At 72.7% G+C, this 13,886-nt stretch carries 12 protein-coding genes; 2 read left to right on the top strand and 10 right to left on the bottom strand.

The window, feature by feature from the left end; genetic code table 11:
• Positions 1 to 130 precede the first annotated feature (130 nt).
• The 5 genes from ACGFML_RS36695 to ACGFML_RS36675 all read right to left on the bottom strand — a co-directional run bounded on the left by ACGFML_RS36695 (position 131) and on the right by ACGFML_RS36675 (position 5,609).
• Positions 131 to 664: a GNAT family N-acetyltransferase gene (locus ACGFML_RS36695; protein WP_393550063.1), complete on the bottom strand. Its 534-nt coding sequence runs from the start codon at positions 662 to 664 to the stop codon at positions 131 to 133.
• An 81-nt stretch (positions 665 to 745) separates the two neighbouring features.
• Entirely contained in the window at positions 746 to 1,258 is a 513-nt protein-coding gene (locus ACGFML_RS36690; protein WP_393550061.1) for an O-acetyl-ADP-ribose deacetylase, read from the bottom strand.
• Between the two features lie 47 nt (positions 1,259 to 1,305).
• Complete coding sequence (locus tag ACGFML_RS36685) at positions 1,306 to 2,727, bottom strand: phytoene desaturase family protein (protein WP_393550060.1); 1,422 nt, start codon at positions 2,725 to 2,727, stop codon at positions 1,306 to 1,308.
• 39 nt (positions 2,728 to 2,766) lie between these two features.
• The gene (locus ACGFML_RS36680; RefSeq protein ID WP_393550059.1) at positions 2,767 to 3,669 is read right to left on the bottom strand and encodes an inositol monophosphatase family protein; all 903 of its coding nucleotides are present in this window, start codon (positions 3,667 to 3,669) and stop codon (positions 2,767 to 2,769) included.
• Between the two features lie 101 nt (positions 3,670 to 3,770).
• Complete coding sequence (locus ACGFML_RS36675; protein WP_393550057.1) at positions 3,771 to 5,609, bottom strand: gamma-glutamyltransferase family protein; 1,839 nt, start codon at positions 5,607 to 5,609, stop codon at positions 3,771 to 3,773.
• Positions 5,610 to 5,747: 138 nt separating this feature from the next.
• Here ACGFML_RS36675 and ACGFML_RS36670 point away from each other — a divergent pair, with 138 nt between their 5' ends.
• Positions 5,748 to 6,506 carry an NAD-dependent deacetylase gene (locus ACGFML_RS36670; protein ID WP_393550055.1) on the top strand — a complete coding sequence of 253 codons (759 nt, stop codon included), beginning with the start codon at positions 5,748 to 5,750 and terminating at the stop codon, positions 6,504 to 6,506.
• 92 nt (positions 6,507 to 6,598) lie between these two features.
• Here the strand turns inward: ACGFML_RS36670 and ACGFML_RS36665 are convergent, their stop codons facing one another.
• The 3 genes from ACGFML_RS36665 to hydA form a co-directional block, all read right to left on the bottom strand.
• Entirely contained in the window at positions 6,599 to 7,654 is a 1,056-nt protein-coding gene (locus tag ACGFML_RS36665) for a biotin/lipoate A/B protein ligase family protein (RefSeq protein WP_393550054.1), read from the bottom strand.
• Between the two features lie 120 nt (positions 7,655 to 7,774).
• Positions 7,775 to 8,776 carry a TIGR03842 family LLM class F420-dependent oxidoreductase gene (locus tag ACGFML_RS36660; protein ID WP_393550052.1) on the bottom strand — a complete coding sequence of 334 codons (1,002 nt, stop codon included), beginning with the start codon at positions 8,774 to 8,776 and terminating at the stop codon, positions 7,775 to 7,777.
• An 11-nt stretch (positions 8,777 to 8,787) separates the two neighbouring features.
• Positions 8,788 to 10,194, bottom strand: a complete 1,407-nt coding sequence (gene hydA, locus ACGFML_RS36655) for a dihydropyrimidinase (protein WP_393550050.1) — start codon at positions 10,192 to 10,194, stop codon at positions 8,788 to 8,790.
• 457 nt (positions 10,195 to 10,651) lie between these two features.
• Here hydA and ACGFML_RS36650 point away from each other — a divergent pair, with 457 nt between their 5' ends.
• Complete coding sequence (locus ACGFML_RS36650) at positions 10,652 to 11,536, top strand: ABC transporter substrate-binding protein (protein ID WP_393550048.1); 885 nt, start codon at positions 10,652 to 10,654, stop codon at positions 11,534 to 11,536.
• A gap of 187 nt (positions 11,537 to 11,723) precedes the next feature.
• Here ACGFML_RS36650 and ACGFML_RS36645 read toward each other — a convergent pair whose 3' ends face one another.
• A complete protein-coding gene (locus tag ACGFML_RS36645) occupies positions 11,724 to 13,037 on the bottom strand; it encodes an aspartate aminotransferase family protein (RefSeq protein WP_393550047.1) in 1,314 nt (437 codons plus the stop codon).
• Positions 13,034 to 13,876 (bottom strand): nitrilase-related carbon-nitrogen hydrolase, encoded by an 843-nt coding sequence (locus ACGFML_RS36640; RefSeq protein ID WP_393550045.1) that lies wholly within the window; start codon positions 13,874 to 13,876, stop codon positions 13,034 to 13,036. Before ACGFML_RS36640 ends, ACGFML_RS36645 begins: the two co-directional genes overlap by 4 nt.
• Positions 13,877 to 13,886: the final 10 nt, after the last annotated feature.

Genomic DNA, 13,886 nt, shown 5'->3' with positions numbered 1-13,886 from the left:
TCCGGTCGCTGCGGCCGGGTCGTCGCCGGGTGACTTGGCATTCCGTGTGCGCAAGGGCGTTCCGGCCGCCGCGGACCCGGGCCGGACCGTCTCTCCTCCCGCGACGTGCGACGACGCGTCCGATCTCCGATCAGCCCTGGTACTCCGTGAGATCGATGCTGTGCACGGTCAGCGCATGACCGTACTCCGCGTCCGTCGTCTCCCGCTCCACGGCCATGCCGAGCTTGCGCAGGACGTTGTCCGAGGCCTCGTGACCGAGCCGGTTGATGGCGATGACCCGGTCGAGGCCGCGGTCCTGGAGAGCGAACTCCAAGACGGCCTGGGCGGCTTCGGATGCGTAACCCTGACCCCAGTACTGCCGGCCGAGGCGCCAACTGATCGCCACATCGGGCAGTACTTCGGGAAGGAACTCGGGTACGGACAGACCGACGCATCCGGCCAGTTCGCCCGATGCGAGCAGCTCGACGGCGAAGATGCCGAAGCCTTCGTCGTCCCACTCCTCCTCCCAACGTTCGATGTCCTCGGCCGTCCGCTCCAGGCCGAGGACGGAGCCGTCGCCGATCCACCGCATGACGACCGGGTCCGCGTTGATGTCCGCCATGGGGGCGAGGTCGTCGTCGGTCCAGCGGCGGAGGATGAGGCGGGGGGTGTGGATCTCGGTCATGGCGCCCATCCTGTCGAATGCGAGGGCTCAGCGGTAATCGGCGGTGCGTCGCCACGCCTGGGCAGGCGTGGGGGGCCGCGGTCAGCGGACCTGCGCGGCGAACGCCGCATACGCCCGCTCGTCGAAGAGGACGAACCGCACCTCCTCGACGGCCGTGTCCGTATCGCGCACCGTCTCGACGGCGAGGCGGGCGGCGTCGCCCAGGGGCCAGCGGTAGACGCCGGTGGAAATGGCCGGGAAGGCGACCGTCCGCGCGCCCAGTTCGTCGGCGACCCGCAGGGAGCGGCGATAGCAGGAGGCGAGCAGGTGGGAGCGGTCCTCGGAGGCCGAGAACACCGGGCCCACCGTATGGATCACCCAGTGCGCGGGCAGCCGGCCCGCGGTGGTGGCGACCGCCTCGCCGGTGGGCAGGCCGCGGCCGTAACGGGAGGCGCGCAGGTCGCGGCACTCGTCGAGGATCTCGGGGCCGCCGCGGCGGTGGATCGCGCCGTCCACTCCCCCGCCGCCCAGGAGGGAGGAGTTGGCGGCGTTGACGACGGCATCAACGGACTGATCGGTGATGTCGCCCTGGACGAGGGTGAGGGAGGCGCTCATGATGTCCGAGGGTAGGCAGGGGTGCGGCGGCGCGGCCAGTTGATTGATCAGCGGCGGTGGTGACGCAGGCGACGCCAGATGGCCTTGGCGGCATGGTGGCCGGACATGCCGTGGACGCCGGGGCCGGGCGGGGTGGACTGGGAGCAGAGGAAGACCGCGGGGTGCGCGGTCTCGTACGGGATCCGGGCGAGCTTGGGCCGGATCAGCAGGCGCAGCCCGGCCGCGGAGCCGCTGGCGGTGTCGCCGCCGACGTAATTGGCGTTGCGGGCGGCGATCTGGGGCGGTCCGGCGATCGCGCGCGCCAGCACGAGATCGCGGAAGCCGGGCGCGAAGCGTTCGATCTGGCGCTCGACGACGTCCGTGGCATCGCCCTCCCAGCCGTTGGGGACATGGCCGTAGGCCCAGAAGGTGTGCTTGCCCTCGGGGGCGCGGCTGTCGTCGATCAGGCTGGGCTGGGCGGTGATCAGGAAGGGGACGGACGGGTCCCGGCCGGTCACCGCGGCGTCCAGGGCGGCACCGATCTCGGCGCTGGTGGGGCCGATGTGTACGGTGCCGGCTCGGCGGGCCTCCTTGGCCGTCCAGGGCGCCGGCTCCGCCATGGCGTAATCGATCTTGAAAACGCCGGGGCCGTACTTCATGTCGCGGTAGGCGTTGCCCAGGCCCGCGATCCGGGCGAGCGCGGTCGGTGAGGTGTCGAAGACGTAGGCGCGGGCCGGAGGGAGATCGTCGAGCCGCTTGACCTCGTAGTCGGTGTGCACCGCGCCGCCGTGGGCGCGCAGCAGTCCGGCGAGGGCGTCGGAGATGGCCTGGGAGCCGCCGCGCGGCACCGGCCAGCCGCCCGCGTGCGCGGCGAGCGCGAACATCAGGGCCAGGCCGCTGGTGCCGAGACCGCCGAGCGGCGCCATGGAGTGCGCCGCCAGCCCCGCCATCAGGGCGCGGGCCTTCTCGTCCTGGAAGCGGCGGTTGAGGAGGGTGACCGGCTGCATGGCGACCAGACCGAAGCGGGCGTACGTCACCGGGTCCTCGGGCAGGCCCAGCCACTGGGTGCGCAGGAAGTCGCGGGCCATGCTGTCCCACCTGCCGACGAACGGCGCGACCAGGCGGCGGTACGTGCCGGCGTCGCGGGCCCCGAAGGACATCGCCGTCTCGCCCACGGAGTGGGCCAGCACCGCGGCCGTGCCGTCCGGGAAGGGGTGCGCCATCGGCAGATCGGGGTGCAGCCACTCCAGCCCGTACCGCTCCAGGGGCATGGCGCGGAAGGCGGGCGAACCCACGCCGAGCGGGTGCACCGCGGAGCAGGGGTCGTGGCGGAAGCCGGGGAGCGTCAGCTCCTCGGTGCGGGCTCCGCCCCCGATCGTGTCGCGGGCCTCGAACACCTCGACGGACATGCCGCGGCGGGCCAGTTCGACCGCCGCCGTCAGGCCGTTGGGTCCTGCCCCGATCACGACCGCATCGAGCATCCTCGGCACCTTCGCCACTCCCCTCAAGTCGACCCTCGGCGGTGAGGATCAGTTGGCGGCTGCCAGCAGTCCGAGGATACGCCGGGCCGTTTCGGCGTCCCGGGCCGCGGTGAACGGCAGGGCGTTGCCGCCCTCGATGCGGAACGGCTGCCCGGCGACCGTACCGCTGGCGCCGCCCGCTTCGTGGACCAGCAGCAGTCCGGCGGCGTGGTCCCAGGCGTTTTCCCAGCTGAAGGCGGTGGCGTCGAGGTCGCCGCGGGCTATGTGGAGATACTCCAGGCCCGCCGAGCCGCAGGGGCGCGGGGCGATACCGCCGGTGTCCAGGGCGGCGAGCACCCGCTTCTGGTCGTCGTTGGTGAAGTCGAAGTGGGAGGTGGCGACGTCGAGGACGGCGCCGGGGTCCGGGGATCCGGACCGCAGCGGTACGCCGTTGAGCTCGGCGCCGGCGCCGCGGCGGGCTACGGCCATCAGGCCGAGCGCGGGGGCGTACGTCCACGAGGCGAGCACCTCGCCGCGGTGGGCGAGCGCGACGAGGGTGGCGAAGCCGGGGTCGCCGTGCACGAACTGGCGGGTGCCGTCGACCGGATCGACGATCCAGACGGGGGCGTCGCCGTGCAGCGCTTCCAGCACGCCGGGATCGGCGTGCACCGCCTCCTCGCCGACCACCCGGGAGCCGGGCAGCAGGGCGGTCAGGGCGGCGGTGAGGTGCTCCTCGGCGCGCCGGTCGGCGACCGTGACGAGGTCGTGCGGGCCGTTCTTCTCGACGATGTCCTCGGCGGCGAGCTGCCGGAAACGCGGCATGATCTCGTCTGCCGCGGCCTGCCGGACGGCGGCCTCGACGGCTGCCGGGTCCGGCAGGGAGAAGGCCGGGGCGGGGGCGGCGGTCGTGGTGCCGGCGGCGGTGCTGGTCGTGGTGTCTCCCGGGTTCTGGGTACGAAGTGCTTCGATCATGTGTCCATCGAACCACGAGCCACTGACACGGCGACCGGACTCCAGGTGAACTCCCGGTGCCCTGGAGACCACCACGCGATGCCCGCCCGCGCGGGGCCGCCTCAGCGTCCGACCGCGTATCCCTGCATCCCCCGGGGGTTCGCCGCCGCCGACAGCACTCCGGTCTCCGGGTCCCGCGCCACGGCGCACAGCCGCCCCTCCGACCAGGCACCGCCCACCGTGACCAGGTGGCCGCGGCGCCGGAGGCCGTCGATGACCGGCGCGCCGATCCGGGACTCGACCGTGACGCTCCCCGGCCGCATCCCGCGGGGGAAGAAGGAGCCGGGGAAGGAGTCGTTGTGCCAGTTCGGGGCGTCGATGGCGCCCTGGAGATCGAGGCCGCCGCGGACGGTCGGGCGGAGCGCCACGGCGAGGAAGAAGTGCAGCTGCCACTGGTCCTGCTGATCACCGCCGGGCGTCCCGAAGGCCATCACCGGCACACCGTCCCGCAGTGCGAGGGACGGGGTGAGGGTGGTGCGGGGGCGGCGTCCGGGCGTGAGGGTGTTGGGCAGCCCCTCCTCCAGCCAGGCCATCTGCAGCCGGGTGCCGAGCGGGAAGCCGAGGGCCGGGACGACCGGGTTGGACTGGAGCCAGCCGCCCGAGGGTGTGGCCGAGACCATGTTGCCCCAGCGGTCGACGATGTCGAGGTGACAGGTGTCTCCTCTGGTGGCGCCGGTGCGGTCGATCTCGGGCGCGACGTCCGCCGGGACGTCGCCGCCGACCGTGGGCTCGCCGGCCCCGCCCCCGTGGACGCCCGTCACGAGGCGACCGCCGTCTCCGTCGGCCACCGCCACCGCGTGCCGGCTCAGCCGCGGGGCCCGGCCGTCCGGACTGCCGGGCCGCAGCGCGTACGCGGCGCGCTCGCCGATCAGCGTCCGGCGGGCGGCGTTGTAGTCCGCACCCAGGAGGGTGTCCAGCGGCACGTCGTCGGCGTCGCCGTACCAGGCCTCCCGGTCGGCCATCGCGAGCTTGCAGCCCTCGATGAGGAGATGGACGTACTCCGGGCTGCCGTACTCCGGCAACTCTTCGGGCAGCAGGGCGAGTTGCTGGAGGAAGGCCGGCCCCTGGGACCAGCCGCCCGCCTTGGCGACGGTCCATCCGTGCCAGTCGTGGGTTGCGGGCTCCTCGTACGTGGCGGCGAAGGCGGCCAGGTCGTCGCCGGTGAGGGTGCCCGCATGGCGTTCGCCGGTGGTGTCCATGGCCGGGCGGGCCGCGAAGCCGGCGAGCGCCTCGGCGATGAAGCCCTCGCGCCACACCCGGCGGGCGGCCTCGATCCGCGCCTCACGACCGGCCGCCGCGGCCTCCGCCTCGGCGATCAGCCGACGCCAAGTGGCCGCCAGCGGACGGTTCTTGAGGAGCCCTCCCGGGGCGACGGACCTGCCGTGCGGCAGGTAGATCTCGGCGGAGGAGGTCCACTCCGTCTCGAAGAGGTCGCGGACCGTCTCCACCGCCTCGCCGATCCGGCCCACCGCCGGGTGGCCGTGCTCGGCGTACCCGATGGCGTAACGCAGCACGTCGGCGAGGGACTTGGTCCCGTGGTCCCGCAGGAGCAGCATCCAGGCGTCGAAGGCCCCCGGTACGGCGGCGGCGAGCGGCCCGGTGCCGGGCACCAGGTCGAGGCCGAGTGCGGTGTAGTGCGCCACGCTCGCACCGGCCGGTGCCGGTCCCTGGCCGCACAGCACCCGCACCGGGCCGTCGGCCGGAGCCAGCAGGATCGGGACCTCGCCCGCCGGCCCGTTCAGGTGCGGCTCCACCACGTGCAGCACGAACCCGGCGGCGACGGCGGCGTCATAGGCGTTGCCGCCGTCCTCCAGGACGGCCATCGCCGACTGCGACGCCAGCCAGTGGGTGGTGGAGGCCATACCGAAGGTGCCTTGGAGGGTGGGGCGGGTGGTGAACACGGGGCTCCTCGTCCGGACGTCGGCGATCACGGCTTACGTACCCCCTTCCCCTGGCCGCGCATCGCACCCGCTGCCGCCGGAAGCGGCGTGCGCACAAATCGAGTCGCCCTCCCCCACTCCCGTGCGTACGCTCGCTCCATGACCGGCACCGACCACGATCCGGCGGCCGGCCCGCCGCGCCGTCCCCTCGTCGCGATCCTGAGCGGCGCCGGGATCTCCACCGACTCCGGAATCCCCGACTATCGCGGCCCGAACGGGCTGTGGCGGCGCGATCCGGAGGCCGAGAAGCTGGTCACCTACGACGCGTACATGGCCGATCCGGAGATCCGGCGGCGGTCGTGGCGGATGCGGTTGGACAGCCCGGCGTTCCGGGCCCGGCCGAACGCCGCGCACGAGGCGGTGGCGCGGCTGGAGCGGTCCGGCGCCCCGGTGCGGGTGATCACCCAGAACGTCGACGGGCTGCACCAGCTCGCCGGGATGCCCGAGCGCAAGGTCCTGGAGCTGCACGGCACCGCCCGCGCGGTCACCTGCACCCGCTGCCGTGCGCGGTCCTCGATGGCGCGGGCGCTGGAGCGGGTGGCCGCCGGCGAGGCGGACCCGCCGTGTCTGGTGTGCGGCGGCATCCTAAAGTCGGCGACGGTGATGTTCGGGCAGCGGCTGGACCCGCAGGTGCTCGGGACGGCGCTGGGCCTGGCGAAGGCCGCCGAGGTCTTCCTCGCCGTGGGCACGACGCTGCAGGTCCACCCCGCCGCCTCCCTCGCGGGGATCGCCGCCGAGCACGGTGCCCGCCTGGTCATCGTCAACGCCGATCCGACGCCGTACGACGAGATCGCCGACGAGGTGGTCCGGGAGCCGATCGGCAGCGCACTGCCGCGCCTGCTGACGGATCTGGGCTGACGGATCCGGACTGACGGATCCGGACTGACGGCCCGTGCCCCGTCCGGAGCCGGCGTCCACCGCGGCGCTCCGTGCGGCGGGACGCGGTTCCGTCAGGGGACGCGGGCGGTCCACTCCCGGGAGCTGAACTTCCCCGCCGCCAGGGCCCGCGCCCGCGCCAGTTCCGCCTCCGAGACCGTCCCGTCCGCGCCGCCGTAACGGGACCGGAACGACCCGATCATCCGCTCGATGACCTCGGCGCGGGGCAGTCCGGTCTGCCGCCGCAGCGGATCGACGCGCTTCTTCGCGCTGGCGACCCCCTTGTCCGACAGCTTCTCCCGGCCGATGCGCAGCACCTCGACCATCTTCTCGGCGTCGATGTCGTACGCCATCGTGACGTGGTGCAGCACCGCCCCGGCATCCGTCACGACGCGCTTCTGAGCCGCCCCGGCGACCTTCCCGGCGTCCGTCGCGATGTCGTTGAGCGGCTTGTACCAGGCCGTGACGCCCATATCGCCGAGCGCCCCCAGCACCCAGTCGTCCAGATAGGCGTAGCTCTCCGCGAAGGACAGCCCCTGGACCAGCGCCGCCGGCACGCACAGCGAGTACGTGATGGTGTTGCCCGGCTCCACGAACATCGCGCCCCCGCCGGAGACCCTGCGCACGACGGTCACGCCGTGCCGTGCGGCGCCACGGAGGTCGACCTCGTTGCGCAGCGACTGGAAGCTGCCGATGATCACCGCGGGGCGGTCCCACTCCCACACCCGCAGCGTCGGCGCCCGCCGCCCGGCCGCCACCTCGGCGGTCAGCACCTCGTCCAGCGCCATGTGCAGCTCCGGGGGCCGGGGGCCCTCGTGCAGGATCTGCCAGTCGTAGTCCGTCCAGTCCGTGGCGCGGACCACCGCGCGGCGCACGGCGATCCCGACGGCCTCGCTGGTGAAGCCGAACAGCACCGCACCGGCGGGCAGCGCCGCGTCGATCCGGGCCGCCAGCGCCCGGGCATCGCTGTCGGCGGCGGCGCCCTCCAGGGCCCGGTCGATGTCGAGGAGCGCCTCGTCGGGCTCCAGGAAGAAGTCCCCGGCGACGCGCACGGCGCGCAGCGCGCCGTCCACGACGTCGAGGTCGACGACCACGAGCTTGCCGCCGGGCACCTTGTATTCACCGTGCACCGCGGTCCTCCCTGTGCTGTCGGGCGAGCGGAATCCGGAGCGATGCCGCCCCGCCGCGCGCACCCGGGCCCGGACCGGCCGCTGGGGCGGGCCCGGGCTGTGCCCGGGCCCGGTGCCCGTTCAGTCGGCGAACGCGGGGATGATCCGTGCGCCGTAGGCGTCGATGGTGGCTTCCCTGGCGTCGTGCATGGCGTACACCGCGAACTGGTCCACGCCCAGTTCCTCGAGCCGGCGCAGCTTGTCGATGTGTGCCTCGGCGGGGCCGAGGAGGCAGAAGCGGTCGACGACGGCGTCCGGCACGAAGGCGGTGTCCGGGTTGTCGGCGCGGCCGTGGTGGGAGTAGTCGTAGCCCTCGCGGGCCTTGATGTAGTCGGTGAGCTCACCGGGCACCAGGCCGGAGTGTTCGCCGTAGCGGGCCACGAGGTCGGCGACGTGATTGCCGACCATGCCGCCGAACCAGCGGCACTGCTCACGGGCGTGGTCGAGGTCGTCGCCCACGTACGCGGGCGCGGCGACGCAGATGGTGACGTCGGACGGGTCGCGGCCGGCCGCCACCGCGGCGTCCCGTACGGCCTTGATCATCCACTCGGTCAGGAAGGGGTCGGCGAGCTGGAGGATGAAGCCGTCCGCCAACCGCCCCGCCATGGCGAGCGCCTTGGGCCCGTAGGCCCCCATCCACACCGGCAGTTTGCCGTCCTTGATCCAGGGGATCCGGACGCGCCGGTCCCCGATGTCCGCCTCGCGCCCCTCGGCCAGATCGCGGATGACGCCGATGGCCTCGCCGAGTCGGGCCAGGGTGTTGGGTGACCGGCCGGCCACCCGCATCGCGGAGTCGCCGCGCCCGATGCCGCACACGGTGCGGTTGCCGTACATCTCGTTGAGGGTGGCGAAGGTGGAGGCGGTGACCTCCGGGGTGCGGGTGGAGGGGTTGGTGACCATCGGGCCGACGATCAGCCGCTCGGTGTGGTCGAGGATGCGGCTGTAGAGGACGAACGGTTCCTGCCACAGGACGGCCGAGTCGAAGGTCCAGCCGTAGCGGAAGCCGTTGCGCTCGGCGCGGCGCATCAGGGACACGACGGCGGACCCGGGCGGGTCGGTCTGCAGGACAACTCCAAAGTCCACGGCGGCGCTCCTTAGATGAGGTACTGGCAGGTGCCACGTGGGATGTACTGCCCGTGCCCCGCGTGGCCGGTGAACTCCCGCCGGTCGATGACGAGTTCGCCTCGCGAGAGGACCGTCTCGACCTGCCCGGTGAGCCGCTTGCCCTCGTAGGCGGAGTAGTCGACGTTCATGTGGTGGGTCTCGGCGGAGACGGTCTGCTCGGCGGTGGGGTCGTAGATGACGAGGTCGGCGTCGGCGCCCGGGGCGATGGTGCCCTTCTTCGGGTAGAGGCCGAACATCCGGGCCGGGGTGGCGCAGGCGATCTCGATCCAGCGCCGGCGGCTGATCCGCCCTTCCACGACGCCCTGGTGGAGCAGGTCCATGCGGTTCTCCACGCCGGGCATCCCGTTGGGAATCTTGGAGAAGTCACCGCGGCCGAGTTCCTTCTGGCCCTGGAAGCAGAAGGGGCAGTGGTCGGTGGAGACCACCTGGAGGTCGTTGGTGCGCAGCCCGCGCCACAGCGCCGCCTGGTGCTCGCGCGGCCGCAGCGGCGTGGAGCAGACGTACTTGGCGCCCTCGAAGTCCGGCTCGGCGAGGTTGTCGGTGGACAGGAACAGATACTGCGGGCAGGTCTCGCCGAAGACGTTCAGCCCCTTGTCGCGGGCCTGGCTGATCTCGGCCAGGGCTTCCTCTGCGGAGACGTGGACGACGTAGAGCGGTGCGCCGGCCACCCGCGCCAGCTGGATGGTGCGGTGGGTGGCCTCGGCCTCCAGGAGGACGCGCCGAACCTCGCCGTGGTAGCGCGGGTCGGTCCGGCCCTCGGCCAGCGCCTGCTCGACGAGGACGTCGATGGCGATGCCGTTCTCGGCGTGCATCATGATCAACCCGCCGTTGCCCGCGGCGCGTTGCATCGCCCGCAGGATCTGGCCGTCGTCGCTGTAGAACACGCCCGGGTAGGCGGTGAACAGCTTGAACGAGGTGACGCCCTCCGCCACGAGGAGGTCCATCTCCTTGAGCGTGCCGTCGTTCACGTCCGAGAGGATCATGTGGAACGCGTAGTCGATGGCGCACTGGGCGTCGGACTTGGCGTACCAGGTGTCCAGGCCCTGGCGCAGCGCCTGGCCGCGGCCCTGGACGGCGAAGTCGACGATGGTGGTGGTGCCGCCCCAGGCGGCGGCGCGGGTGCCGGTCTCGAAGGTGTCGGAGGAGGCCGTCCCGCCGAAGGGGAAGTCCATATGGGTGTGCGCGTCGACGCCGCCCGGGATGACGTACTTGCCGGTGGCGTCGATGGTGCGGTCCGCCGACCGACTCCAGCTCTCTGCGGACGGGCTGTCGTGCGTGGCGAGGGCCGCGATCCGGCCTTCCTCCACCAGGACATCGGTATGCATCTCGTCGGCGGCGGTGATGACCAGTCCGCCCCGGATGACCGTACGGCTCACAATCCTGCTCCTTCCACCCCAGCAACCTCGGCGGCACCGGAAGGCGGAGCGCGACGTCCACCGTCCCCTCGGCACACCTGCTCCGCTGACGCCATGCCACAACCGGTCTACACCCGTAGATCCCGGCCGAGAAGGAGACGGTAGAAGCATGTCACCCACGGTGGCAATACCGTGACCGTTAATCAGCGGGGGCGTTCGTGTTGCGCCGACGATCGGCTGGACGGTGGAACGCCGGTGCGGTTCGGAGCCCGGCCACCGCTTGCTCCGGGCCGGTCCGGGAGGGGTGCGGGGGCGCCGCGGCGGGCAGAACGAGGACGCCGGAGCGGGCGGTGGGAGGGCGCCCGACCGGCCCGTAGGGCGGCCGGGACGGCGGAAGGGCAGGAGGGGCCTCAGGGCGCGGACGACGCGGCACAGCGCGGATCACAGGACATCGGAGACGTCAGAAAGGCGACACGTCATGGAGCAGAGCACGCCGTGGGAGTTCTCCGACGACCGCGGGCGCCTGGCGGTGGCCGGGGCCCGACCGTTGAGGATCGTCACCTATGTACAGGCGGGGGCGACGCTCTGGGACCACGGCATCCGCCCGGTGGCCGTCTTCGGGTCCCAGCACGACGGCGACGCCCCCGACCCGGCCAAGACCGGCGAGCTGCCGCTCGGGGAGATCCGGTACCTCGGGCCGGGCGGCGCACTGGATCCGGACACCCTGTTGGAGGCCGCACCGGATCTGGTGGTGGCGGTCACCTATGACGGCGAACAGGTCTACGGGCTGGCGCCGAAGACCGCGCTGGAACTGGAGGCGCACGTCCCGGTGGCCGCCGTCGCAGTGGGGCCGGGGCGGGGGCTCGCCGAGGTGCGGGAGCGCTTCGCGGCCCTCGCCGGATCGCTGGGCAAGGGCGAACCGCTGGGCACGGCAAGGGAGTTGGATGCGGCGGAGGACCTGCTGCGGCAGGTGACCGGTGGTCCGGCGCGGCCCCGGGTGCTCGCGCTGTCACCCGGCGACCGCGAGCGGGTCCATCTGGCCCGGCCCGGCGCCTGGCCGGATCTGCGGGCGCTGGCCGAGCACGGCGTCGAGCTGCTCGAGCCGGCCGCCGGTTCCGGTGCGAACTGGTCGACGGTCGGCTGGGCGGAGGCGGCGGGCATGCGCCCGGACATCGTGCTGTCGGACGAACGGGTCAACGCGGCCCGGCCCGGGCAGCTGCGCGGCGACGAACACTGGCGCGCCCTGGAGGCCACCGCCCGCTTCCTGCCGTGGAACCCGGAGCCCCCGTGCAGCCGCCGCGCGCACACCCGCTTTTTCACCCTGGTGGCCGAGACGCTACGGGAGGTGGCGGCCGGAAGGTAGCGCACCCGGCCGAACGGGCCCTGGGGCGACGGGCGGGAACCGGAACCCTTGACGGGAACGGAAGACACACCTGCGGCATGGACGCGGGAGGGACCGGCGCGCTCGCACGCGGGCACGGCGCCGTGCGCGGCGACGGCGGGCGGGCGGGCGGGACGACCGGAGTCGTCCCGCCCGCCGGGTGCTGCCGCTAACCACCCGCGAGCATGCCCTGCGCCGCCGCCAACGCCGCCGCGAGCAGCTCCGCGCCCTCCTCCGCCTCGGCGACGGTGAGCGTCATCGGGGGCGCGATACGCAGCGAGGCACCGCCCTGGCCGCCCCGGCCGATCAGCAGGCCGCGTTCCCGGGCCGCCTCGACGACCAGGGAGGCGGCGTCCGGTGAGGGGTCGTCGGTGCCGGGGCGGACGAGCTCGACGCCGATCATCAGGCCACGGCCGCGCACCTCCCGTACGACGTCGAGGGCGGCCGCGACCGCCCGCAGCCGCTCGATGAGCAGGCCGCCGACGCGCCGGGCGTTGCCCTGGAGGTCGTGTTCGAGGAGGTAGGTGAGGTTGGCGAGGCCGGCGGCCATGGTGACGGGGGTGCCGCCGAAGGTGGAAATGGAGTGTGCGGAGAGGGAGTTCATCACCTCCGCGCGGGCGACCACGCCGCCGATGGACATGCCGTTGCCGATGCCCTTGGCGAAGGTGAGCATGTCCGGCGGGCCGTTGCCGGCATGCGCCTGCCAGCCCCAGAAGTGGTCGCCGGTGCGGCCCCAGCCGGTCTGCACCTCGTCGCTGATCCACAGGATGCCGTGCCGGACGAGCACCTCACGGAACGCGGCGTACAGTCCGTCCGGCGGTGCGGTGAAGCCGCCGACCCCCTGCACCGGTTCGGCGATCAGCGCGGCGACGCCGCCCGCGGTCTGCTGGAGCATGTCCTCCAGGTCGGCGACACAGGCCCGGATGAAGTCGGCGTCGCTCAGCTCGGCGTACGGGCCACGGCTGCGCACCCCGCCCTGCACATACAGGGTCTGGAGCGGGGAGAGACTGGTCGGCGACCAGCTCTGGTTCCCGGTGATGGCGACGGTGGAGAAGGACCGGCCGTGGTAGCCGTTGCGCATCGCCAGGATCTGGTTGGAGCGGCGGTGCGCGGTGGCCAGCAGCAGGGCCGTGTCGTTGGCCTCGGTGCCGGAGGTGGTGAAGAAGACCCGGGCGTCGGGGATGCCGGAGAGCGCCACGATCCGCTCCGCCAGCTCGACCATCGGGCGGGAGAGATAGAGCGTCGAGGTGTGCAGGATGCGGCCGGCCTGTTCGCCGACCGCCTTGGTGACCTCCGGCAGGGCGTGCGCGGTCATGGTGGTGAGGATGCCGCCGAAGAAGTCGAGGTAGCGGTTGCCCTCGGCATCCCAGACGTAGCGGCCCTCGCCGTGGGTGATCTCGATCGGCTGCCGGTAGTAGAGGCTGAGCCAGGACGGCATGACGGCCTGATGGCGGGCGTGCAGTTCCGCGGGGTCGTGGGTCATGGCTGCACCAGCCCGCCGTAGGCGTCGGGGCGGCGGTCGCGGTAGAACGCCCACTGCTGGCGGACCTCGTCGATCACCTCGAAATCGAGGTCCCGGATGACCAGTTCCTCCTTGGAGTCGCTGGCCACCTCGCCGACGAACCGGCCGCGCGGGTCGACGAAGTAGCTGGTGCCGTAGAAGTCGTTGTCGCCGTACTCCTCCACACCGACCCGGTTGATCGCCGCGATGAAGTACTCGTTGGCCACCGCGGCCGCGGGCTGCTCCAGCTGCCACAGGTAGGCGGACAGTCCGCGGGAGGTGGCGGAGGGGTTGTAGACGAGCTGCGCGCCGTTGAGTCCCAACTGCCGCCATCCTTCGGGGAAGTGACGGTCGTAGCAGATGTAGACGCCGACCTTCCCCACGGCCGTGTCGAAGACCGGCCACCCGGCGTTGCCGGGCTTGAAGTAGTACTTCTCCCAGAAGCCCTTGACCTGCGGGATGTGGTGCTTGCGATAGGTGCCCAGCACCGTGCCGTCGGCGTCGATGACGGCCGCGGTGTTGTAGTAGAAACCGGACTGCTCGACCTCGAACACCGGCACGACGATCACCATGCCGGTCTCGCGGGCGAGGTCCTGCATGCGGCGCACGGTCGGGCCGTCGGGCACGGGCTCGGCCCAGCGGTAGTGCTCCGGCTCCTGGACCTGGCAGAAGTACGGGGCGTTGAAGACCTCTTGGAAGCCGATGACCTTCGCGCCCTGCGCGGCCGCCGCGCGGGCGTGCTCCTCGTGCTTCGCGATCATCGATTCGGTGTCGCCGGTCCAGGTCGCCTGAACCAGTGCGGCACGCACAACATCGGCCATGAGCTGCTCC

Origin of the sequence: Streptomyces sp. NPDC048650, from assembly GCF_043199095.1 — a bacterium.
Classification (GTDB): domain Bacteria; phylum Actinomycetota; class Actinomycetes; order Streptomycetales; family Streptomycetaceae; genus Streptomyces.
The sequence above is the reverse complement of the archived record's forward strand: the minus strand, read 5'-3'. Positions and strand labels throughout refer to the sequence as shown.

What these genes read in the sequence shown, in the direction of transcription:
- ACGFML_RS36680 (WP_393550059.1), bottom strand. Translation starts at nt 3,669, where the DNA reads ATGATCGAAGCACTTCGTACCCAGAACCCGGGAGACACCACGACCAGC.
- ACGFML_RS36670 (WP_393550055.1), top strand. Translation starts at nt 5,748, where the DNA reads ATGACCGGCACCGACCACGATCCGGCGGCCGGCCCGCCGCGCCGTCCC.
- ACGFML_RS36695 (WP_393550063.1), bottom strand. Translation starts at nt 664, where the DNA reads ATGACCGAGATCCACACCCCCCGCCTCATCCTCCGCCGCTGGACCGAC.
- ACGFML_RS36650 (WP_393550048.1), top strand. Translation starts at nt 10,652, where the DNA reads ATGGAGCAGAGCACGCCGTGGGAGTTCTCCGACGACCGCGGGCGCCTG.
- ACGFML_RS36645 (WP_393550047.1), bottom strand. Translation starts at nt 13,037, where the DNA reads ATGACCCACGACCCCGCGGAACTGCACGCCCGCCATCAGGCCGTCATG.
- ACGFML_RS36640 (WP_393550045.1), bottom strand. Translation starts at nt 13,876, where the DNA reads ATGGCCGATGTTGTGCGTGCCGCACTGGTTCAGGCGACCTGGACCGGC.
- ACGFML_RS36690 (WP_393550061.1), bottom strand. Translation starts at nt 1,258, where the DNA reads ATGAGCGCCTCCCTCACCCTCGTCCAGGGCGACATCACCGATCAGTCC.